This window comes from Curvibacter sp. AEP1-3 (assembly GCF_002163715.1).
In the GTDB taxonomy this organism is placed as follows: domain Bacteria; phylum Pseudomonadota; class Gammaproteobacteria; order Burkholderiales; family Burkholderiaceae_C; genus Allorhodoferax.
Genome location: NZ_CP015698.1, coordinates 2,253,125 through 2,274,254, shown reverse-complemented (window position 1 = coordinate 2,274,254; position 21,130 = coordinate 2,253,125). Strand labels below are relative to the sequence as shown.

At 62.7% G+C, this 21,130-nt stretch carries 28 protein-coding genes; 13 read left to right on the top strand and 15 right to left on the bottom strand.

Going from position 1 to position 21,130, the window contains the following annotated elements; all coding sequences use genetic code 11:
• Positions 1-9 precede the first annotated feature (9 nt).
• Entirely contained in the window at positions 10-831 is an 822-nt protein-coding gene (locus AEP_RS10520) for a YecA/YgfB family protein (RefSeq protein WP_087495334.1), read from the top strand.
• Positions 832-891: 60 nt separating this feature from the next.
• Here AEP_RS10520 and AEP_RS10515 read toward each other — a convergent pair whose 3' ends face one another.
• From AEP_RS10515 to AEP_RS10505, 3 genes are all read right to left on the bottom strand, one after another.
• Entirely contained in the window at positions 892-1,443 is a 552-nt protein-coding gene (locus AEP_RS10515; protein WP_087495333.1) for an outer membrane protein, read from the bottom strand.
• Positions 1,444-1,538: 95 nt separating this feature from the next.
• Complete coding sequence (locus AEP_RS10510) at positions 1,539-2,261, bottom strand: SDR family NAD(P)-dependent oxidoreductase (RefSeq protein WP_087495332.1); 723 nt, start codon at positions 2,259-2,261, stop codon at positions 1,539-1,541.
• Positions 2,254-3,165 carry an alpha/beta fold hydrolase gene (locus AEP_RS10505; protein ID WP_087495331.1) on the bottom strand — a complete coding sequence of 304 codons (912 nt, stop codon included), beginning with the start codon at positions 3,163-3,165 and terminating at the stop codon, positions 2,254-2,256. Before AEP_RS10505 ends, AEP_RS10510 begins: the two co-directional genes overlap by 8 nt.
• Positions 3,166-3,282: 117 nt before the next feature.
• Here AEP_RS10505 and AEP_RS10500 point away from each other — a divergent pair, with 117 nt between their 5' ends.
• Entirely contained in the window at positions 3,283-4,137 is an 855-nt protein-coding gene (locus AEP_RS10500; protein ID WP_087495330.1) for a substrate-binding periplasmic protein, read from the top strand.
• Between the two features lie 9 nt (positions 4,138-4,146).
• On the opposite strand, the gene AEP_RS10495 is transcribed toward AEP_RS10500, so the two are convergent.
• The 8 genes from AEP_RS10495 to AEP_RS10460 form a co-directional block, all read right to left on the bottom strand.
• A complete protein-coding gene (locus AEP_RS10495) occupies positions 4,147-4,593 on the bottom strand; it encodes a CinA family protein (protein ID WP_087495329.1) in 447 nt (148 codons plus the stop codon).
• 74 nt (positions 4,594-4,667) lie between these two features.
• Complete coding sequence (locus tag AEP_RS10490) at positions 4,668-5,261, bottom strand: phosphatidylglycerophosphatase A family protein (protein WP_087495328.1); 594 nt, start codon at positions 5,259-5,261, stop codon at positions 4,668-4,670.
• A gap of 34 nt (positions 5,262-5,295) precedes the next feature.
• Entirely contained in the window at positions 5,296-6,030 is a 735-nt protein-coding gene (locus AEP_RS10485) for an amino acid ABC transporter ATP-binding protein (protein WP_087495327.1), read from the bottom strand.
• Positions 6,017-6,667, bottom strand: a complete 651-nt coding sequence (locus AEP_RS10480) for an amino acid ABC transporter permease (protein ID WP_087495326.1) — start codon at positions 6,665-6,667, stop codon at positions 6,017-6,019. The genes AEP_RS10485 and AEP_RS10480 overlap by 14 nt, the downstream gene beginning before the upstream one ends.
• Before the next feature lie 3 nt (positions 6,668-6,670).
• On the bottom strand, positions 6,671-7,354 hold the full coding sequence (locus AEP_RS10475; RefSeq protein ID WP_087495325.1) for an amino acid ABC transporter permease: 684 nt from the start codon (positions 7,352-7,354) through the stop codon (positions 6,671-6,673).
• Between the two features lie 28 nt (positions 7,355-7,382).
• A complete protein-coding gene (locus AEP_RS10470; protein WP_087495324.1) occupies positions 7,383-8,180 on the bottom strand; it encodes a transporter substrate-binding domain-containing protein in 798 nt (265 codons plus the stop codon).
• Entirely contained in the window at positions 8,177-8,950 is a 774-nt protein-coding gene (locus tag AEP_RS10465) for a GntR family transcriptional regulator (protein WP_087495323.1), read from the bottom strand. Before AEP_RS10465 ends, AEP_RS10470 begins: the two co-directional genes overlap by 4 nt.
• Positions 8,951-9,066: 116 nt before the next feature.
• Entirely contained in the window at positions 9,067-9,963 is an 897-nt protein-coding gene (locus AEP_RS10460) for a LysR family transcriptional regulator (RefSeq protein ID WP_087495322.1), read from the bottom strand.
• Between the two features lie 137 nt (positions 9,964-10,100).
• Here AEP_RS10460 and AEP_RS10455 point away from each other — a divergent pair, with 137 nt between their 5' ends.
• On the top strand, positions 10,101-10,286 hold the full coding sequence (locus AEP_RS10455; protein WP_157673125.1) for a hypothetical protein: 186 nt from the start codon (positions 10,101-10,103) through the stop codon (positions 10,284-10,286).
• 2 nt (positions 10,287-10,288) lie between these two features.
• Entirely contained in the window at positions 10,289-10,708 is a 420-nt protein-coding gene (locus tag AEP_RS10450; protein ID WP_087495320.1) for a tautomerase family protein, read from the top strand.
• Here the strand turns inward: AEP_RS10450 and AEP_RS10445 are convergent.
• Positions 10,690-11,106, bottom strand: a complete 417-nt coding sequence (locus tag AEP_RS10445; RefSeq protein ID WP_087495319.1) for a PilZ domain-containing protein — start codon at positions 11,104-11,106, stop codon at positions 10,690-10,692. The genes AEP_RS10450 and AEP_RS10445 overlap by 19 nt on opposite strands.
• 164 nt (positions 11,107-11,270) lie before the next feature.
• On the opposite strand from AEP_RS10445, the gene AEP_RS10440 reads away from it, so the two are divergent.
• Together AEP_RS10440 and AEP_RS10435 are read left to right on the top strand one after the other, a co-directional pair.
• Positions 11,271-11,645, top strand: coding sequence for a VOC family protein (locus AEP_RS10440; protein WP_087495318.1), 375 nt, complete (start codon positions 11,271-11,273; stop codon positions 11,643-11,645).
• Positions 11,646-11,648: 3 nt separating this feature from the next.
• Positions 11,649-12,113, top strand: coding sequence for an EVE domain-containing protein (locus AEP_RS10435; RefSeq protein WP_087495317.1), 465 nt, complete (start codon positions 11,649-11,651; stop codon positions 12,111-12,113).
• Here AEP_RS10435 and AEP_RS10430 read toward each other — a convergent pair.
• Positions 12,098-12,499, bottom strand: a complete 402-nt coding sequence (locus AEP_RS10430) for a DUF2177 family protein (RefSeq protein ID WP_087495316.1) — start codon at positions 12,497-12,499, stop codon at positions 12,098-12,100. The genes AEP_RS10435 and AEP_RS10430 overlap by 16 nt on opposite strands.
• Positions 12,500-12,615: 116 nt before the next feature.
• Here AEP_RS10430 and AEP_RS10425 point away from each other — a divergent pair, with 116 nt between their 5' ends.
• The 5 genes from AEP_RS10425 (at position 12,616) to AEP_RS10405 (ending at position 18,163) form a co-directional block, all read left to right on the top strand.
• Positions 12,616-13,335: a helix-turn-helix transcriptional regulator gene (locus AEP_RS10425; RefSeq protein WP_087495315.1), complete on the top strand. Its 720-nt coding sequence runs from the start codon at positions 12,616-12,618 to the stop codon at positions 13,333-13,335.
• 84 nt (positions 13,336-13,419) lie between these two features.
• Entirely contained in the window at positions 13,420-14,859 is a 1,440-nt protein-coding gene (locus AEP_RS10420; protein WP_232459808.1) for an efflux transporter outer membrane subunit, read from the top strand.
• A gap of 46 nt (positions 14,860-14,905) precedes the next feature.
• Complete coding sequence (locus AEP_RS10415) at positions 14,906-16,246, top strand: efflux RND transporter periplasmic adaptor subunit (protein ID WP_087495313.1); 1,341 nt, start codon at positions 14,906-14,908, stop codon at positions 16,244-16,246.
• 50 nt (positions 16,247-16,296) lie between these two features.
• Positions 16,297-16,971, top strand: coding sequence for an ABC transporter ATP-binding protein (locus tag AEP_RS10410; RefSeq protein WP_087497282.1), 675 nt, complete (start codon positions 16,297-16,299; stop codon positions 16,969-16,971).
• The gene (locus AEP_RS10405) at positions 16,961-18,163 is read left to right on the top strand and encodes an ABC transporter permease (protein ID WP_087495312.1); all 1,203 of its coding nucleotides are present in this window, start codon (positions 16,961-16,963) and stop codon (positions 18,161-18,163) included. Before AEP_RS10410 ends, AEP_RS10405 begins: the two co-directional genes overlap by 11 nt.
• 7 nt (positions 18,164-18,170) lie before the next feature.
• Here AEP_RS10405 and AEP_RS10400 read toward each other — a convergent pair whose 3' ends face one another.
• On the bottom strand, positions 18,171-18,395 hold the full coding sequence (locus AEP_RS10400) for an HNH endonuclease (protein ID WP_087495311.1): 225 nt from the start codon (positions 18,393-18,395) through the stop codon (positions 18,171-18,173).
• A gap of 105 nt (positions 18,396-18,500) precedes the next feature.
• Between AEP_RS10400 and AEP_RS10395 the strand changes: the two genes are divergently transcribed.
• Both AEP_RS10395 and AEP_RS10390 read left to right on the top strand, forming a co-directional pair.
• Positions 18,501-19,238, top strand: coding sequence for a hypothetical protein (locus AEP_RS10395; RefSeq protein WP_087495310.1), 738 nt, complete (start codon positions 18,501-18,503; stop codon positions 19,236-19,238).
• Positions 19,239-19,264: 26 nt separating this feature from the next.
• The gene (locus AEP_RS10390; RefSeq protein ID WP_087495309.1) at positions 19,265-20,164 is read left to right on the top strand and encodes an EAL domain-containing protein; all 900 of its coding nucleotides are present in this window, start codon (positions 19,265-19,267) and stop codon (positions 20,162-20,164) included.
• Between the two features lie 39 nt (positions 20,165-20,203).
• On the opposite strand, the gene AEP_RS10385 is transcribed toward AEP_RS10390, so the two are convergent.
• Complete coding sequence (locus AEP_RS10385; RefSeq protein WP_232459807.1) at positions 20,204-20,998, bottom strand: Crp/Fnr family transcriptional regulator; 795 nt, start codon at positions 20,996-20,998, stop codon at positions 20,204-20,206.
• Between the last annotated feature and the right edge of the window lie 132 nt (positions 20,999-21,130).

The following is a 21,130-nucleotide window of genomic DNA, read 5'->3' as shown; positions in this document are numbered from 1 at the left end:
GCACAGCTTATGACTACCAATATCACCACCGATGCGTCCACAGACGCTCCCGCGCACGCCGATGCGACTTTGACCCCCCAGGAATTTGATGAAATTGACAGCATCCTGGACGACTTGCGCACCCGCCATGAAGAAATTCCACAGTGGGAGTTCTGCGAAGGTTTCATGGCCGCGCTGGTGGTGTGCCGCCGACCGATTGCTGCCGAAGAATACTTTCCTGTTCTGCTGGATATGGAAGTCCCAGCCGCCGGCGATGCTGGAGGCTTTGCCGATGCAGCGCAGGCCGCGCGCTTCCTGGAGCTCTGGACCCGCCGTTGGAGCGACATCGTGCGCGGACTGGCCGTCGAAATTCAAGGACTGGATGATGAGAACGCCTACCACCCTGAGGTGATGGATGTGCGCGGCGCAGTCGCCGGCTTGTCGGAAGAGGACCGCGCGGCCATGGCCGGCGAAGACCTGCCCTCTTTCGGTCAGGTCTGGGCGCTGGGCTTCATGTTTGCCGTCGAATCCTGGCCCGAAGAATGGGCCGCGCCCCGCGACAAGGAGGCTGAGAAATGGCTGGATGCTTCGCTGCAGTCCATCGTTGCGCTCACCGAAGACGACACCGATGAGCCCACCATTGCCGTGTTTGATGACAACGGCCCGGCCAGTGTGAGCCAGCGCCGTATCAACGATTTCTCGGATGCCGTTTGGGCGGTGTATGACTTGCGCGAGCTGTGGCGCAATTTCGGCCCGCGCGTTGAGACCGTTCGCAAAGAAGCGGAGCCCGGTCGCAATGACCCTTGTCACTGCGGCAGCGGCAAGAAGTACAAAAAGTGCCACGGCGCCTGATGGCGTTTCCCCAAAGAGAAAGCCCGCATCGAGCGGGCTTTTTTCGTTTGCGCTGCGTGCTTAGAACTTGTAGCCCACGCCCATGGTGAAAACGGATGTCTGGTTCTTGAATGCGATGGAACCGATGGTCTGGTCGTTGTACTTGTGGAGCAGGTACTCGCCCTGAACGAACAGGTTCTTGTTAACGAGGTAGCGCAGGCCCAAACCGGTTCCGGTGCCGGAGATGGGGGCGCCCACACCGTCGATGTCTACCTGGGCCGAGACGACGGCCACTTTGCCGTAGACCATTGCCTGTTTATTGATAGCGATACCCGGCGCGACAAAGACGCTGGCAGTGCCTTTTAACTTCGCATTACTTGCAATATCAAAGCTGTTCAGTCCCAGACTGGCACCCAATCCCATGACCAGGGCACTCCCCAGCGGGGCGTCGTACTGTGCGGTCACGCCCAAGTTGCCGCGTGTCGCATCCACTTTGTTGCCGGCTTCACCACTGTTGCTATTCACGTTCAATGCCCCTGTGAGGCTGAAACCGCCGAAGTTCAGGGCCTGTGCAAAGGTTGGTGGTGTCAACGCCGAGAGGCCGATAGCTGCTGCAACCGCAATTTTTTTCATATCTTCCCTTGATGGATATGCCGCCCACGTGTTCGTGTGTGCATGCCCGAAAATTTTATGCGCTTCGAGGTGCGGATATGTCAGCACACCGTCTGTCACCAAGGCAGAGGTGTGCCGTCATGGTTAAAAAATCCGCCGCTGTCCCCCGCGGCTAATCCCTCCAGAACACCCAGCATGCGCATGGCGGCCTCATCAGGAGTGCGTACCTCCAGCCCCGATTTGGCGAATGGCGATGAGAGCCCGGTGTCTACGGTCCCGGGGTGCAGTGCAATGCAAATCGCCTGCGGGTTGCGCCGCTTGAGTTCGATGGCGGCGGTGTGTACCAGCTGATTGAGTGCGGCCTTGCTGGCGCGGTAGCTGTACCACCCGCCCAACCGGTTGTCGCCAATGCTCCCTACCTTGGCGGACAGGGTGGCGAATACGCTTTTGCCGTCCCGCGCCAGCAGTGGCAAAAAGTGTTTCATGAGCAACGCAGGGCCTATCGCATTGATGGCGAAACTGTGTGCCATGTGGGCGGGGTCCAGTTGCTGCCAACTCTTCTCCGGAGCCCAAATGTCGTTGTGCAGAAAACCAGTGGCATCCAGCACCAGCCGCACGGGTATGCCGGAATCTTGAATCGCCTGTGCCGAGGCCAGGATGCTGCCCTCATCCAGCAGGTCCAACGCAGGCCTTGAGTTCCGCCCCATGCCCTGTACCGCGTCGAAGCGGCCGGAAGCCTCCAAGCTCCGAACCAGCGCGGCACCGATGCCGCCACTGGCGCCCATCACGATAGCGACCCCGCCGCTTGGCAAGCTGGTGAGTCCGCTGCCCTCAGCCATGAAAGAACTCCTTCAAATGGCGTACTGTCTCATCCGGAAGCTCCTCGGGGATGAAGTGGCCTGCGGGCAATGCTGCTCCACTGACCTTGGCCGCGCACTGAGCCTGCCACAGCGCCATCGGGTCAAAAAGGCGGTTCACCACACCGCGCTCGCCCCAAAGCACCAGGGTGTTGCAGGCAATGCGTCCCGCCCCGTCGGGAAGCTCCCTGCTGGTACGGTCGTGTTCGAGGTCAATGCTGGCGCTGGCCCGGTAGTCCTCGCACATGCTGTGCACCGTGCCCGGCAACAGAAAGCACCGCTCGTATTCCGCCATGGCCTGCGGCTCAATGAAGGTGGTACCCGTGCCTCCCCAGCCGCCCAGCTTGGTGTGCAGGTAGGGCAGGGGTGCGCCCAGAATCATGGTCTCGGGCAAAGGTGTGGGCTGAATCAGGTGGAACCAGTGGTAGTAAGCACTTGCATAAGCAAAATCGGTGGCGGCATACATGTCCAATGTGGGAGCGATGTCGATCACGCACAGGCCTTGCACCCGTTCCGGGTGGTCAACCGCCAGCCTGTGGGCGACGCGCCCGCCCCGGTCATGCCCGCAGACCCCGAATCGTTCAATGCCCAATGCATCCATCACGGCTACCATGTCGGCGGCCAGCGTGCGTTTGCTGTAGTTGCTGTGGTCCGGCAGACCGGCAGGTTTGCCCGAATCGCCGTATCCACGCAAATCCGGCATCACCAGATAGAAATCTTGCGCCAGCTGCTGGGCCACCCGTTGCCACAGCACATGGGTTTGCGGGAAGCCGTGCAAAAGCAGCAGCGCGGGCCTGTTTCCCGGCAGTTTCACAGGCACCCGGGCGTGGATGCGCACTCCGTTGACCTCGAAATCGCGTTGCTCAAAACCGTCAAACCATGGCATGGGAATCTCCGAAAGCGGGCAAAACCGTGACCAAGGCTACGTGATTTGTAAAGCAGGGCTTGTCCCGCGTGCAATAGCCACAGGCCGCACTATGATGATCTGAAAATACACACAGGCATGACGTCGATGGGCCGCTCCGGATTTCAACTGCAAGCTTTCCGCACCCTGATGGGTGCCGCGCTGCTGGCATTGGCATTGGCGTGTGTGTCTGCTACCGCCCAGGTGCTGCGACTGGCAACGGGTGAGCTGCCTCCCTATGCCACCCAGGAGCGTCCAGACCAAGGTATCGCTCTGGACATCGTCCGGCGTGCCTTCGCCTTGGAAGGCTTGGAGGTGGAGTACACCTTCAAACCCTGGACCCGCACGCTGGAGGAGTCACGCGCCGGTTTGTGGGACGCCACGGCCTATTGGGGTCGCAACCCCGAGCGGGACAAAGGTTTTCTGATCAGTGACAACGTGCTGACCGAACAGTGGGTGCTGGTGTATCGCCAGGCAGCCTTCAAGGACGCCCCGTTCGACTGGAAGGTGCTCTCCGACTTGAAGGATTTGCGCATGGGTGTCGTGCAGTCGTACACCTATACCCCGGAGTTCTGGGCCATGCACAAAGCGGGCACCCTGAAAACCGTGGTCGCGCCCGACGACATCGCCAACTTGCGCCTGTTGATTGGCGGGCGACTGGATGTGGTGCCGATGGAGCGCAACGTGGCCTGCTACCTGATGCAGCACCATTTCATGGACAGCGAAGTGCAGGACCTGCGTGCCCACCCCCGACTCTTTGCACCGAACTTCACGACCCATGTGATGTTCAGCGACAAACTGCCCGACAGCGCGGCGCGCTTGCAAGCCTTCAACCGCGGCCTGCGCGCTTTGAAGCGCACCGCGGTATATGCCGAAAAACTCAACTGGCCCGGTTGCCGCTTGAATGCCATGGCGCAAGGGCCTGAACGCACCGCACCTAAACCCAGGCGCTAAAGCGGCATCTCAAATTGGAGGGCTGAGCAGCTCCATCAGCCGCGTAATGCTGTGGTGCACGGTCGCAGCGCGGACTGCGGCGCGGTCGCCATCAAAGCGCTGCATGTCGCTCCACACACCATTGGGCGTGGCCCAGCCGAACCAGACCGTGCCCACCGGCTTGTCCGGGCTTCCTCCGCTGGGGCCGGCTATGCCGGTGACAGACAGGGCCACTTGGGCCCCGGAGTTTTGCAAGGCGCCGCTGGCCATGGCCCGTGCCACCGGCTCGCTGACCGCGCCATGGGTGGCGATCAGTTCAGCTGGCACGCCCAGCATGTCGGACTTGGCTTCGTTGGAATAGGTCACAAAGCCGCGTTCAAACCAAGCGCTGGAGCCTGCAAGGTCGGTGCAGGCAGCTGCAATCATGCCGCCGGTGCAGCTCTCGGCGGTGGTCAGCATCCATTGGCGTTTGAGCATCAAATCAGCCAGTGGCGCACATGAAATATGCGCGAGCAGCTCCTGATTTGATAGCGGGTGATTGGGTGTTGCGCTCACGCAAACCTCCAGATGGCAATCACCATCAGCGTGCAGCCTGCGGCCACCAGGTCGTCGAGCATGATGCCCCAGCCCGCCTTGGTCCACGCATGGCGGTCGGTGTCGGCCTGCAGCCCGTGGAAAAGCCGGTCTGCCCAGCCTACTGGGCCGGGTTTGGCCGCGTCAAAGTAGCGAAACAGGCCGAAGGCCAGCGCCTGCCCCACCAGCGAGGTGGGGGTGACCAACCAGAGCACTAGCCAAAAAGCCACGATCTCGTCGATCACGATATTGCCCGGGTCCAGCACGCCCATGTTGCGTGCGGTGACGGTGCTGGCCCACCAGCCCACCGGAATGCTCAAGGCAATCAACACGCCCCAGCCGAATTCGCCCAGCCACTGCGACAGCGCAATAAACGCCACCCAAGCCCACAAGGTGCCTGAGGTGCCGGGCGCAATGCGCGACAGGCCGGAGCCCAAGCCCAGAGCAATCACATGCGCCGGGTGGGAGAACATGAATTGGGCGGTGGGCCCCGCCGGTTTACGCGGGCGGGGTGGGTACAGGGGTTCGCCGGTCTGGGTATCCAGGGGAATCAGGGTGACAGGTTCGCTCATGCCCCGATTATTCAACGGCGCAGGCGGTGTGCACTCAATCGTGCAGCGACTTCAGAAATTGCTGCAGCTCCGGCGTTTGCGGATTGCCGAACAGCTCTGCCGGTGGCCCCATTTCATGCACACGCCCCTGGTGCATGAAGATCACGCGGTTCGAGACGCGGCGCGCGAAGTTCATCTCATGCGTCACCATCAGCAGGGTCATGCCTTCCTGCGCCAGGGTTTCCACCACACGCAGCACCTCGCCCACCAGTTCGGGGTCCAGGGCGCTGGTGATTTCGTCGCACAGCAGCACGGCCGGTTCCATAGCCAGCGCGCGGGCAATCGCCACGCGCTGCTGCTGCCCGCCGGAGAGCTGGTCGGCAAAGGCATCGAACTTTTCAGCCAAGCCCACGCGCTCCAGCAGGGCGCGGGCATGGGCCTCGCCACTGGCCGTGTCTTTGGCTTTTACCAGGCTGGGCGCCAGCATGATGTTTTTGCCCACGGTCAGGTGCGGGAACAGGTTGAAGCCCTGGAAGATCATGCCCACGTGTTGGCGCAGGGCGCGCATGGCGGCTGCGTTTTTGTGAAGCAGGGGTTTGCCGTCTACCGTGAGCTCGCCGCTCTGGAATTCTTCCAGGCCGTTGATGCAACGCAGCATCGTGCTCTTGCCCGAGCCGCTTTTGCCGATGATGGCAATCACCTCGCCGGGCTCCACTTGCAAGTCGATGCCTTTGAGCACCTCGTTGCTGCCATAGGATTTGCGCAGGGCGCGGATATCAACGATGGGCATGTAACTTTCTCTCCAAAGATTTGGCGTACAGGCTCACCGGGTAGCACAGCACGAAATACATCAGCGCAACGCAGCTGAACACCAGAAACGGGCTGAAAGTGGCATTGGCAATCGTCTTGCCCACCTTGGTCAGCTCCATGAAGCCGATCACCGAGGCAAGCGCCGTGCCCTTGATGACCTGCACCAGAAAACCCACGGTGGGCGCCACGGAAATCTTGAAGGCTTGGGGCAGGATGATGTAGCGCAGCTGCTCGGCAAAGTTCAGCGCCAGGCTCTGCGAAGCCTCCCACTGGCCGCGCGGAATGGACTCCACACTCCCGCGCCAGATCTCGGTCAGGAAGGCGCTGGCATACAGCGTGAGCCCCATGCCTGCCGCTACCCAAGGCGAGGTGTTGATGCCGAAGAGGCCCAAGCCGTAGTACGCCAGAAACAGCTGCACCAGCAGCGGCACGCCCTGGAAGAGCTGCACATAGCAGCTCACGAATACGGTGGCACCCGGCAACTTGCTCAAGCGCAGCATGAGCAAGAGCAGCCCGACCACGCCGCCACCGATGAAGGCGATCAGCGAGAGCCCTACCGTCCAGCGCAGGGCCAGCAGCAGGTTGCGAAAAATGTCCCAGAGGGAAAAGTCCACCATGGCTCAGCGCCTCCCGAACACAAAGGTGGCGCCCAGCCAGTTGAGCACATGGCGCACCACAAAGGACAGCAGCAGGTACACCGCGCCCACCACCATGAAGGCCTCGAACGAGCGGAAGTTGTTGCTCTGGATCAGGTCGGCCGCGTAGCTCAATTCCTTGGTGGAAATCTGCCCGCAGACCGAGGAGCCCAGCATCACGATCACCACCTGGCTGACCAGGCTGGGCCAGATCTTCTTCAGGGCCGGTGGCAGCACCACGTAGGTAAAGGTTTGCAGGCGATTGAGCGCCAGGCGCACTGCCGCTTCGATCTGCCCCTTGGGCGTGGCTTCCAGCCCGGCACGGATGATCTCGGTGGCATAGGCCCCGAGGTTGATCACCATGGCAATGAAAGACGCCGTTTCCGCAGACAGCTTGAAGCCCGCTGCTGGCAGCCCGAAGAAGATAAAAAACAGTTGCACGATGAAGGGCGTGTTGCGGATCAGCTCCACATACCCGCCCACCACCGCTTGCAGCCAGCGCGGGGCGTGGTCCGCGCCGAAGCCGCGTGCACGCACCCATGCGCAGCCTACGCCCAGGGCGGTACCCGCTACCACGGCCACCGCCGTGAGTGCCAGGGTCCAGCCCACACCGGTGAGCAGCAGTGGCCACTCAGCCAACACGGCCCCGAAGTCGAGTTCAATGCGCATGGAATGCTCTCTTCAGTTGCGTCAGGCCTTACAGGGGCAACTCACCCAGACCGCGGCCCAGCCACTTCTTGGCCATCGCTTCGAGCTCGCCGCTCTTCTTGGCGTCAGCAATGATTTCGTTCACCTTGGCCTTGAGCTTGTCTTCACCCTTGGCAATGCCGATGAAGTTGGGGCTGTCTTTGAGTAGCAGCTTGTACTCGGCAGACAGCTGGGGGTTCTTGGTCATCATGTTGCCAGCCACCGATGCACCCAGTGCCACGAACTGCACCTGGCCGGCGGTGAAGGCGGCGATGGTGGCGTTGTTGTCTTCAAAGCGCTTGGTATCAATACCTGTTGGGGCCACTTTGCCCAGCTCCTGGTCTTCCATGGCGCCACGGGTCACGCCTACGGACTTGCCCGCCAGATCCGCAAAGCTCTTGATGCTGACGTTCTTGGGGCCGAACACCGCCTGGAAGAAGGGGGAGTAGGCGGACGAGAAGTCGATCACTTTTTCGCGGTCAGGGTTCTTGCCCAAAGTGGCAATCACCAGGTCGGCCTTTTTGGTTTGCAGTGCGGGAATGCGGCTGGCGCTCACCACCACCACCAGCTCCACCGGCACGCCCAGCTTTTTGCCGATGAGGTTGGCCATGTCAATATCCAGACCGATCGGCTTGAGGTCGGTGCCCACAAAGCCGTAAGGCGCAGAGTCGGTCTGCACTGCGACCTTGAGTACCTTGGCTTTCAGGATGTCGTCCAGCGCGGTTTGCGCTTGCACACCGGAGGCGGACAGCAAGGCGCCGGTGGCCAGCGCCAGGGCGAAAGTGCGTTTGTTCAAGGGGAAGGTCATAGCAGGGCTCCAAGGTAGGTTGAGGGGCATGAAGAGGATTTGTCTGCAAGGCTTGTATGCAAGCCCTGTGCCAAACGCACCGGTTTGGCCTTGCTGCTTTCGCTCACGGGGCTGAGGGCACTGCGCAGCTCGGCCAGCGGGTCCTCAGCAGCGGGCTGCAGGCGCAGGGCGTCCTGCACGTGGCCGATGTGTTGTTGCATGAGTTGTTCGGCCAGCACCCAGTCGGACTGCTCCAGCGCTTCCACAATGCGGCCGTGCTCAGCGCATGAATGGGCAGCATCGTGGGATGACTGGTAAAGCATGGCGATCAAGGTGGTACGTGCGGTGAAGTCGCGCAGGGTGTCGGCCAGCAGGCTGTTACCCAGGCATTCGGCCAGGCACACATGGAAGTCGCCCAGCAGGTAGCTGCGCAGTCCCACATCGGTGCCCTTGACGGCGGCCTGCTCGGTTTTGATGTGCGCTTTGAGGGTTTTGATGGCCGCCTTGCTCACCTCGGTGGTGCAACGGATCAGGCCCATCTCGATCACGCGGCGGGCCTCAAATGCCTCGCGCGCTTCGCTCAGCGAGGGCTCAATCACATACCAGCCGCGCCGGCTGCTGACCGTGACGATGCCGCGCGCCGCCAGGCGGGTCAGCGCCTCGCGCACGATGGTGCGGCTGCAGTCAAACACCATGGCCAATTGCTGCTCGCCCAGGCGTGCGCCCGGGGCCAGCTTCTGGGCCATGATGGCTTCAATGATGCGGGTGCTGATGTCGGATGCGTTGGCCATAGTGCATCCGGTACAGCAGATTCCGTGCCACTGGTATACAAGCTCTGTGCACCATGGCAGGGAGATAGGTGCACAGGAGCGGGGCTTGGCCTCCCTATCCCGGTGCCAAAAGTGCCTTAGGGCATGCCGGCAATCCACTCCGCCCAGTAATCGATACAGGCGCGGATTTTCGGCAAGCGGTGCCGCTCCTGCAGCATCACTGCGAAGATGGGAACCCGGCCACCGTCGAAATGCGTTTGCAGCAAGGGCACTAGTTCGCCAGAGCGCACCAAGGGTGCTGCCATCAGGTCATTCAGGCGGGCGATACCTACCCCATGACGCACCAGGCTGAGCACTACTGCGGTGTTGTCGGTACGGGTGTGGCCGGGCACCGTCAGTGCCTCGGTGGTGCTGCCTCCAGCGCGACTCCAGCGGTTCAGGCTGGGGCTGGCGCTATTGGCGATCAGGTGATGGCGGGCAAGGTCGTCCGGGTGCTGCGGTGTGCCACAGCGCGCCAGATAAGCGGGGGCAGCATAGAGGCTGCGACCGTGTTCTCCGATTTTTCGCGCCACCAGGGTGTCGCTGTTCGGGCTGCCGGTGCGAATGGCTATGTCAATGCCGTCGCGGGCCATGTCAGCAACGCGGTCGTCGGCATTGATGTCGAGGTGCAAGGCCGGGTGACGGTCATACAAGCCCTGCAGGCTCGGTGCAATGACACATTCGGCCAGCAAAGGGCTCACGCTGACACGCACCCAGCCGCCGGGCCCGCTGAGCTTGCCGCTGAGCTCGCTGTCCAGCTCGGCGGTGGTGTCCAGCAGGCGCTGACCATACGAGAGCAGGGTGTCGCCTTCGTCGGTCAGGCTCAGGCCGTGGGTAGTGCGGTGCAGCAGGCGGACACCGCAGGCCGCCTCCAGCCGGGTCAGCGCACGGGTGACCTGGCTCACCGGCACATTGCGCTCGCGGGCTGCGGCCGACAGGGTGCCCAGCTTGGCAATACGGGTGAACAGCGCGACGTCATCGAGTTGGAGTTGCATGGCGCGATTGTGCCGGCGTGAGCTTTGGTTTTGCAATTAGTGCAAAACTAATATGGCTTTAGCGCGGTTTCCGACGGTCGGTGTTCACCATAAAGTTCAAACCATCGCAACAAGACCTGAACCTATCGGAGTCCACCATGTACCCAGCCGCCCCTGACAGCACTGCAATTGCTCAACTCCATGACCAAGCCCGCCGAGAGGCCAGCCGTTTGCGGCGCGAAACCGTAACTGACTTTTGGCGCGGCGCCGCCTGTTTGATGGCACGCCGGCTTCGCAGCCTCCGCTTTACCCATTCCACCCCAACCACCACCCAGAAAGCCTGACCATGCCAACTTTGCAACTCAAAGTCTCGCCACTTCAAAACCCATCTCGCTATCGCGCACTGGCCGAAACGATGACGCGCATCACCACAGAGGAATTAGGCAAACGTGCAGAGGTTACGGCGGTGGTCATCGACGACGTGCCCGCCGCGCGGTGGCACGTGAGGGGGACCGATGTGCAGCGCGCTACTGCGATGCTGGAGATCAGCATCACCCAAGGCACCAATACGGCGGCGCAGAAGGCGGCATTTATTGAACGCGCATTCGCCGAGCTGGAGGCCCAACTCGGCCACGGCCAGGGGCTGGAACCTGCAAGCTATGTGATCGTGCGGGAAGTGCCGGCCAGCGACTGGGGATACGGCGGGCAGACCCAAGCCGCCCGCGCACTTGCCAAATCGTCTGCCGCTCAGGCCAACGCCATGTGACCCACGGGGTAGAGCGCGCAGCGGATCACCTGCTCGTTCTCCACGGGCAGGCCTTGCAGCAGGGTGGCCAGGCTGTGGCCCTCGGCGCGGGATACAAAGCCGCTGCGGGTGTAAATGCCGTCGGGCTGCGACCATACCCACTGGACTTCGCCGCCATCCACCACTTCGAACCCATCCGCACTGGCCACATGCAAATCCAGACGGAATGATTTGCCGGTCAGGTAGGAGCCTGCTTGCGACAGGATTTGCACCCCGCCTTCGCTGATGTCCAGTATCAGCGCGGCAATCGCATCGGGCTTGTCCGCGTCGCGGAACACAAAGTAAGACGCTGTCTGGGTCCCGGTACCGAGGCGGAAATAGGTGGCGCGGGTGTGGACGCGTTGTTCAGACACTGCCATGGCAAAACCTCTTCAAAAAAATGCGATGACGCCCATCCTGCGGGAGGCGCGTTGCAGGAATATGACGACATTCAGGTGACGCAGCTTTTGCAGCCTGCTGACACCACGGTGTCAGCAGCACCCCCGCACCATCAGCACCTTCATTCACTTTGCAGGAGCATGTAATGCGCAACGCTATCAGCTGGTTCGAAATTCCCACCACCCGTCTGGACGCCGCCCAGGCTTTTTATGAGTCTGTGCTGGGCCACCCCATGCGCCGTGAATCCATGGGCCCCAGCGAGGGTGCGGTCTTTGCCTACGACCCGCAGTCCGGCACCGGCGGTGCCTTGATGCAAGGCCCCACGGCACCCGCGCTGTCCAGTGGCGGAACGCTGGTGTATCTGGACGCATCGCCCTCGCTGGATGCGGCACTGGCCCGCGTGCTGGCACAAGGTGGCGCGATTGCGCTGCCCCGCACCGCCTTGCCGCCGGGCATGGGCTACTTCGCCCACATCACCGATCTGGACGGCAACCGCGTCGGCTTGCACGCAGAGGCCTGAGCCATGGCCATGCGCAAGAACTGGATTGCCGTGGCCTGCGCGGCGCACGCCCGCAGGGGCTGCGCCCAAGCCGGGCAGGGCTATATGCAGGTCTGCCACGGCAAGAGCGCACCCCTGCGGCGTGTGGCGCCGGGCGACAGGGTGGTGTACTACAGCCCCACCGTCACCATGGGCGGCAAAGACAAGCTGCAGGCTTTTGTGTCCATTGGCCTGGTGGAGCAGGGGGCGGTGTATCCCTTCGACATGGGCGGCGGCTTCGTGCCGTTCCGGCGCGATGTGGCGTATGTGCCGGCACTGGAGGCGCCTATCGCCCCGTTGCTGGACGCCTTGGAGTTTGTGGAGGACCGCAGCCGCTGGGGCTATAAGTTCCGGTTCGGGCTGTTCGTGGTGAGCGACGCCGATATGCTGCGGATTGCACACGCCATGCAAGCCGACGTTGATTTGCTATGTTTTTATGCAAAACGCTGAAACGCCAGCTTGCCTGCCGCAGACGCTGCGCAGCTCGCCACACATCCCCATGCCATGTCCAGTATCGCCAGACCCACCGGCCAGCCTTTGAGCGTGGCCAGGTTGGTGAGGTCGTAGGTGGCATAGGCCACGAGTCCGAAAAGTGCCGCGTGCACCAAAGTAACGGACCAGCCGTCTGTCATCCCCCGGGGTGCCACCACAAACACCAGCAAGCCCACCGGGTACAGCGCATAAAAGAGGGCCGCTACGCCCAAGCGCGGTTGCTCCGCCATCAGGTGGCCGATGCCTTCTTGGTACATGGACTTGGCCAGCCCGCCGATCCACAGCACGTCCAGCATCAGGAGCACAAGGGCCGTGGCCGCATAAGTGGCGAGGTATTTGTTCATGTCGCAAGCTTACTCAAAGCCGGATTGAAGCGTCGGTGCGGTAGTCGGCGCTATGGTTTTGGTAGCTGCCCGCGCAGGTATCATGGGCGCCAACACCCCACAACACTCTCAAATTCATGCGTCGCGCCGACCGTCTGTTCCAAATCGTCCAGCTCATCCGGGGGCGGCGGCTGACTACTGCCGCGTTTCTGGCGCAGCGGCTGGAAGTGTCGGAGCGCACGGTGTACCGCGATGTGGCCGACCTGCAGCACCAGGGCGTTCCCATCGAAGGCGAGGCCGGCGTGGGCTACCGCTTGGGGCAAGGCTTTGAGTTGCCGCCGCTGATGTTCACCGCCGACGAAGCCCGCGCCCTGGTGGCCTCCGTGCGCATGGCACAGGTCTGGCAGGACCCGGTGTTGGCCCGCAGCAGCCAGGTGGCGCTGGGCAAGATTTTGTCGGTGTTGCCACCCGCTGCGCGCACTGCAGCGCAGAGCATGGCGGTGTACGCGCCGCCGGTGGGGCTGGCGCCCGAGGTGCGGGCCACCTTGCAAATCTTGCGCGAGGCGGCGCAGGCCCAGCGCAGGGTGCGGGCCGACTACCGGGATGCAAGCGGCAGCTCCAGCCAAAGAACCCTGCGGCCTCTGGGCTGTTTCTACTGGGGCGCCGTCTGGACCCTGGCCGCCTGGTGCGAAACCCGGCAGGCCTTCCGCAGCTTCCGGCTCGACCGCATGCAGCAGGTGCATGTGCTGGAAGGCGCCGCGGCCCGGTTCGAGGATGAACCGGGCCGCACCTTGGCCGACTACCTGCGTTCGGCCGCCCCGCCTGGCGTGTCCGCCCGGTTGACACAAGACAGCTAGCTTTACAAAGCTTCACCTCGAGCGCACAGACGTTTCAAGTGGCGCCGTCACTATCAGGGCAGTTCTTGTTGCCCCGGGTGTGTTTTGAAATCTGTTCCCTCTTTTCCCTCCTTTGTGCGGCATACCGCGCTGGCTGGTGTGGTGGCCGCCTTGGGCGGGTGTGCACTGTTCGCGCCCGCCAGGTCCTCCGCGCCTGAACCCCCGGCCATGCCTATTCCTGCCCGTTGGACGCAGGCAGCGCCCGGGGGGACTGCAGCCGGCAGCAGTGCTGCCGAAGCCACTCGCCTTGCCGCTTGGTGGGGCCGGTTTAACGACCCCCAGCTCAGTGCCCTGGTGTTGCGCGCACTGGATTCCAATACCGATATCACCAGCGCCCTGGCCGCTTTGCAGCAGTCCCGCGCGTTGCGCGATGGCAAGCAGGCGGCCATGGGTGCTAGCGTGTCGGCAACCGCATCGGCACAGCGCAGCACATCCGGCACCGGCAGTAGTGCCACCGCCGGCAACAGCTTTGCCGCCGGCCTGGATGCCAGCTGGGAGCCCGACATCTTCGGAGGCAAGCGTGCCGCGGTAGACGCCACCCAGGCCGACGCGGATGCGGCCCTCACCACCCTGGGCAGTGTGCAGGTGTCGGTGGCAGCAGAAGTGGCGGTGGCATACATCCAGCTGCGCGGTACGCAGGCCCAGTTGGCGATTGCACAAAGCAACCTGCAAAGCCAGACCGAAACTGCGCAAATCGTCCGCTGGCGCGCACAGGCCGGATTGACGACGGCCGTTGAGGTGGAGCAGGCCGCTACTGCAGTAGCCCAAACGGCGGCCCAGATTCCCGCGCTGCAGACCAGCATCAGCAAAACCTTGCACAGCATCGCGGTACTGACCGGCCAGACGCCCGGAGCGTTAACGGAGGCACTTGCCCCTGCACAGCCGGTTCCCGTGCCAGAAGAGTCGCTCACGCTGAGTTTGCCGGCCGATACCTTGCGCCAGCGGCCCGACGTGCGCGCGGCCGAATTCAAGGTGGCTGCGGCCCGTGCCCGCGTGTCGCAGGCTGAAGCCGCCCGTTACCCCGGCTTCAGCCTGAGCGGCACCTTGGGGCTCAAGTCGCTCACCCTGGGGGCGCTCACTGATGGTGCGTCGCTCGCCAGCAGCCTGTTGGCCAGTGTGGCTGCACCGCTGCTTGACGGCGGCGCCGCCAAAGCCAACGTGCGTGCGCAGGAGGCGGCACTGGCCCAGACCTACGAGAGTTACCGCGCCACCGTGCTCACATCGCTCAAAGAAGTGGAAGACGCACTGGCCGCTTTGCAGGGCGACCGCCAGCGCCTGCAGCAGTTGCAAGCTGCTGCCGATGCCGCGCAGGCTGCGGCCACGCTGGCCAGCCAGCGCTACCAGAGCGGGTTGATTGACTTTCAGACCGTACTCACCACCCAACGCACTTTGCTGTCTACCCAGGACAGCGTGGCCTCCGCCCGGGCCGACGTCAGTGCCGACCACGTGCGCCTCTACAAGGCGCTGGGCGGTGGCTGGTCTTAGCCGCTGACCTGTCTACCCCCTTGACGCCTCTACTGCAGTACTTTTTATGAACCTGATTGAAGACACCTCCCCCAAGACGCCGGAATCCGCACCTGGCGCTTTGGCTGCCTTAAAAAAAGAAGATGTGCTGGCGCTGGTCAACGAGCCCGTGGCCGGCGTTTGGTGGCGCAGGCCTTGGGTGTGGGGTGTGGCCTTGCTCGTGGTGGCTTCAGTGGGGGGCTATGTCATTTGGAGCAAGCGCACCCAGGCCGCACAGGCACCGGTCTATGTGACAGAGACTGTGGCAAGGGGCCCGATCGCCTTGTCCGTCACGGCCAATGGCACCTTGCAGCCCACCCGCTCGGTCAGCATCGGCAGTGAGTTGTCGGGCACGGTCTCGCGCGTGCTGGTGGATGTGAATGACCGCGTCAAAAAAGGCCAGGTGCTGGTCGAGTTGGATACCGCCAAGCTGGGGGACCTGGTCAAGCGCTCGCGCGCCACGCTGGCTTCGGCCCAGGCCAAGCTGGCGCAGGCGCAAGTTGCTACCCGCGAGGCCCGCACCAGCCTGGACCGGTTGGAAGAAGTGTCCCGTCTGTCGGGCGGCAAGGTACCGGCCCGAACGGAGCTGGACACGGCCCGCGCTACGTGGGAAACCGCCAAGTCTTCTGAGCTGAGCGCCCAAGCGTCGGTGGCGGATGCCACCGCAGCTGCAGCGACCGATGAGACCAATCTGTCCAAAGCCTCAATCCGCTCGCCCATTGATGGCGTGGTGCTCACCCGTACCGTGGACCCGGGCAATGCGGTAGCGGCCTCTTTGCAGGCGGTGACTTTGTTCACCGTGGCCGAAGATCTGAGCAAGCTGCGCCTGCAAGTGAATGTGGATGAGGCCGACGTGGGTGCGGTGCAGGTGGCACAAAACGCCAGCTTCACGGTGAGCGCCTACCTTTCGCGCAAGTATCCCGCCAAGGTGACGCGTGTGGCCTTCGGCTCCACCACCACTGACAACGTGGTGACTTACATCACCTACCTGGAGGTGGACAACCGGGACCTGAGCCTGCGCCCCGGCATGACCGCTTCCGCCACCATCGCTGCCACCGAACGGAGCGATGCGCTGCTGGTGCCCAACACCGCGCTGCGTTTCAGTCCGGCGGCGACTGCCGCTGCCGGCAAGAGCAGTGGCGGCATTGTGTCCAGCCTCATTCCCCGCATGCCCGGCGGTGCAGCGCGCAAAACTGCGGGCGACACGTCCGGCAAACGCCAGGTCTGGGTGCTGCGCGATGGGGCGGCAGTGGCCGTGTCCGTCACCCCCGGCATTTCAGATGGCCGCATGACCGAAGTCACCACGGGCGACCTGAACGTGGGCGATAAGGTCATCACCGACCAGCGTACAGCCGGGGCTGCGAAGTGAGCGAGCCCGAACCACTGATCCGCCTGCGCGGCATCACACGCGATTACGGCATGGGAGCCACCCGGTTCCAGGCGCTCAAAGGGGTGGACCTGGACATTACGGCCGGCGAATTCGTTGCCATCATGGGCCCCAGTGGTTCGGGGAAATCCACGGCCATGAATACCTTGGGCTGTCTGGACACGCCCACTACGGGCCGCTACCTGTTTCAAGGTGTGGAGGTGCAAAACCTCAGCCGCGATCAGCGGGCGCGCCTGCGCCGCAGGTACATCGGCTTTGTGTTTCAGGGCTTCAATCTGCTGGCACGGACCTCGGCGCAGGAGAACGTGGAGTTGCCCCTGCTGTACCGGGGTGAATCGCCCGTAACGCGCAAAGCGGCAGCTGCCCGCGCCCTCGCATCGGTGGGGCTGGCGGGCTGGGAGCACCACACACCGGCCGAGCTCTCCGGCGGGCAACAGCAGCGCGTGGCCATTGCGCGTGCCATCGTCACCGAGCCGGCCGTGCTGCTGGCGGACGAGCCCACCGGCAATCTGGATACGCAGCGCAGCCATGAAATCATGGAGCTGCTCTGGCGCCTGAATGTGGACCGCGGCATTACGGTGCTCATGGTCACTCACGAGCCCGACATGGCGGCCTATGCCAAGCGCATGGTGCGTTTTGTAGATGGAGTGGTGGCATCCGATGTGCGCAACCCGCACCCTGTTGCGGAGGTGGCCCATGCTGCTTAGCACCCTGCTCTTGGCATTGCGCTCCATCCGCCGCAATCTGCTGCGTTCGTTTCTGACCATTCTGGGCATCGTGATCGGGGTGAGTGCGGTCATCACCATGGTGACCCTGGGCCAGGGCGCCACGCTGGCGGTGAAAAACCAGATTTCCAGCTTGGGGAGTAACCTGCTCATGGTGCGCCCCGGCCAGAGGCAGGGAGCGGGGGGCGGCGGCGGTCCGTCCTTCAAAGAGAGCGATGCCCAGGCCATTGCCACCCAGATTGGCGGCATTCAGGCCGTAGCACCCGAGGCTCGCAGCGGTGTGACCGTGGTGGCCAATGGCCGCAATTGGACGACCAGTGTGACCGGCAGCACCAGTGACTGGCTGGAGGTGAGCAACTGGACGCTGGCCCAAGGCCGGCGCTACACCGATGAGGAGCAGCAGGCGGGCTCTGCGGTGTGCATCATCGGGGAGACGGTGCGCCGCGAGCTCTTCGGGAACCAGCCGGCGCTGGGGGCGCAGATACGCGTCAAACAGTTTTCGTGTGAGGTGGTGGCCGTTCTGGCCTCCAAAGGCCAGGCCGCCATGGGCAACGACCAGGACGATGTGGTCATGGTGCCCCTGCACACCCTGCAGCGCCGTGTGACCGGCAACCTGCATGTGGGCACGCTCCTCGTGTCCATGCAGGACGGCAGCGACAGCAACCGGGTCAAGGCCGCCATCACCCAGCTCCTGCGCGAGCGCCGCAAGCTGGCCGATGGTGATGATGACAACTTCAATGTGCTTGACACCCAGCAGCTGGCGGAAGCCTTGTCAGGTACCACGCAGGTGATGACCATGCTGCTGGGGGCCGTGGCTGCGGTAAGCCTGTTGGTGGGGGGTATCGGCATCATGAACATCATGCTGGTCAGCGTGACCGAGCGCACCCGCGAAATCGGCTTGCGACTGGCTATCGGCGCGCTGGAGCGCGAGGTGTTGCTGCAGTTTCTGATGGAAGCCGTGGTGCTGGCGGCACTGGGGGGGCTGGTGGGCATTGTGCTCGCTACAGGCGCCACGCTGGCACTGGCGCAGCTGATGCAGCTGCCCTATGTGTTCAACCCGAGTATCAACGTGCTGTCGCTGGTGTTTTCATCCGGCATCGGCGTGGTGTTCGGCTACTTTCCGGCCCGCCGTGCTGCCCGCATGGATCCCATAGACGCCTTGCGCCATGAATAAAGAGGGTTCAGGCCGGGTGTGGCGGAATATGGCGCCCCCGGTTGCAGGCGCCGTGGCTGATCGCCAAATTCTCCAGGTGGCTACTTCCCCCCTCGCTTTGCGGGCGGATGTGCTCCAGCGTGGCGTCTTCGGGCGTGACGTGTTTTCCGCACACCCAGCAAGGCACCTGCCCGTGCAGTTGGCGGGCTACGGTGTTGTAAATCTTGGTGCGGGTCAGGGCGAGACGGCTCATGGGCGAAAGCTTTACAGGGCAAATGTTCAGCGGTGGACGGTTGGGTTTGTCGCCTCGCGCCGGACCCCATTTAATCGGGTTCAAACAGCATTTTGCGTTGGAGCTATGAGTAACAACCCCGTTTTGGCCACCGTGTTGGAGATTCTGGCAGATGCCCAGAGTCTGATGGGCAACGCCTTGTCCATCACCTGGGATGTCACCAAGTCGCAGGAAAACTATGTCAGCCGTGGGCCTTCCTGGCAGGGCTTCAATGCACCTGTCCATGAGTTGTTCAGCAAGGGCAGCCGCCTGAAGCTGATGGAGCTGTCCCCGGCCTTGTCCCGCGAATTCCAGTTGGCGCTGCAAAAGCGCTTGCAGGTTTCGCTGGGAATGTTGCGCAGTGACCCGCCGCCCTCGCGCCGCAACAGCAACCCCGGCGACTGGAGCCTGGAGGGTGAAATGCAACTCTCCGGCGACCTGGAGATGGTCCGCAAGGTCCGTACCGGTCGCATCGTGACAGTGCTGGAGAGCACCTGTGGCCCGGAGCTGGAAGTAATGGTCGGTTTGCAGATCGAATGCCTGCGCTTTTACAAGGCGCCCAGCAACCCCTTCAGTGCCGAGAACTTTGCTGTGGCCTTGTTGCAGGCGCTGGAAACCGCCATTCCGGATGACCAGCAGCAACAAGTGCTGTTACAGGTCATGGTGCCCTCGTTTGCACAAGCATTGAAGTCGGCCTTGCGGCATTACGCCAAGTCCATGTCACGCAAATTGCAAAGCCTGGTACCCGTGGTGGAGCGGAATGGCAGGTGGCACCAGGAGCGCAGGGATGAACAGTTTGAACCCACAGTGCCTGCAGGCCTGTGAATAGGGATTGATAAAGAGAGTGATGTATGTCTGATTGGTTGTCTAAAGTACAAGGCTGGTTCGGTGCAGGAAAAGCGTCTTCAACATTGCGGGTGATGAATCTGCTCGCAGAGCGAGCCCTGGAGCCGGTGTACCAGCCCATGATCGATTTGCGCAGCGGTGTGATCCTCGGCCAGGAGGCCTTGGTTCGTGCTCCCCGCAAAATGGCGGAAACCAGCTTCGAAGCGCTGCTGGAAGCCGCTCATCGTGAGCGCTGCCTGAAGAACTTCGAGCTGGCTTGCCTGGAGCTTTCCATGGAGCGCTGGATGGCCCAGAGCGGCAAAGGCCAGCTGTTCGTGAATTTCAGTGCACAGACGCTGGTGCAACTGCAGGAGTCTGACGCAGCGGGCATGTTGCTCCACCTGATGCGCAAGCACCAGATATCACCACGCCGCATGGGGCTGGACCTTGCCGGTTACACCCGCATTCCGCAGCTGGATGTGCTGGTCGAGGCATTGCGCCCTTTGCGCGACGCCGGTGTCACGATTGCCCTGGACAACTTCAAGGCGTCCGAGAGCAGCATGAAGGCCTGGGCCAAAGTGCTGCCTAACGTGGTGAAAATGGCGCCCCGTTGGACCCACAACATTGCTGTCGATGGTGAGCAAAGCCGGGTGGTCCGCAGCATGGTCCGCCTGACTCGCAACCACAACGCCCTGTTGGTCGCCAAGTCGGTGGAGAGCGAGGTGGAATTGCGCACCATGAAGAACCTCGGGGTGGACATGGCCCAAGGCTTCTTCCTGGGCAGCCCCGCCGCAGAGCCAGTGCGTACACTCAACCTGCGTGCGCGGGACGTGTTGCAGGCAGCTGAAGTGACTCGCCCGCCGGAGCCGGTCAAAGCACCGGTGCGCCCGCCCGTATTGGAAACGCGTTACTCCCTCTTATCCTGAACACGCTGCTGCCGACGCGGCAGCTATAGCGGCCTGTGATCAGGCCGCGTCCAGCGTGCGCAGGAGCTCCAGCAATTCCTGGATGCTGGCGTTCAGGTTGTTCACACTGTCTTCCCGCTGGCTGCGCGCAAAGGCGTGCCAGGTGTGAATCGACAGGATTTCCAACTTGCCGTACGACAGCTTGAGCCAACCGTGCTGCGCGAGTTGCTGCACGTACTCGGAGAACAGGGTGCGTGACACCCCGCACAAAGAAGCCAAAGTGTTTTGTGCGATCGGGATCTCCACCCCCTCACCAAAGCCGATGGTGGGTGGCCGGTCTGAGCGGTAGGCCAGGGCTTCTGAGAACTGCGCCAAGCCCATGACGACGCGCATGCATGGGTTGCCCAGCTTCATCAGGGTGAGTGTTTCCGACGTTTTCTGCACCCGCCAAGCCATGAGCTTGGCGACAAAGCGCGCGAAGTTGGGTTCGGTCACAAACAGCTGGTCGAACTGGGCGGCAGGCAGCGTCAGCACCTCCGTGGCCGTGAGGCACACATAGTCCGCAAAACTGGGCTTGCGGTTGATGATGGACTGTTCCCCGAACCAGGCGCCACGCCCATAGACAGAAATCGGCGTGGACTCGGAGTTGGTGGTCGGTACAGACGCAGAGACCAGTCCTTGAATGATGAACATCCAATGTTTGATCTCGTTGCCCTTGGTCCACAGTCGCTTGCCGGCGTCGAAGGCTTGCACCTTGACCATGGGGGCGGTTTGCAAAGCCAACGCGTCCGACAAGCCCAGCCGCTTGAGCTGCTTGAATACATAGCCGTTGGCTGCCGGGGTATCGGTGGGCACTTGCGCTCCAAGGTAGTTCTACACACAAAGCCACGGCAGCTTTCGCGCGCGGCCTGATATTGTCAAACAAAGACTTGCGTAGACCAAGGCATAAAGTCTCGTTTACTTAGTTTTACATGGGTGTGCAGTGCA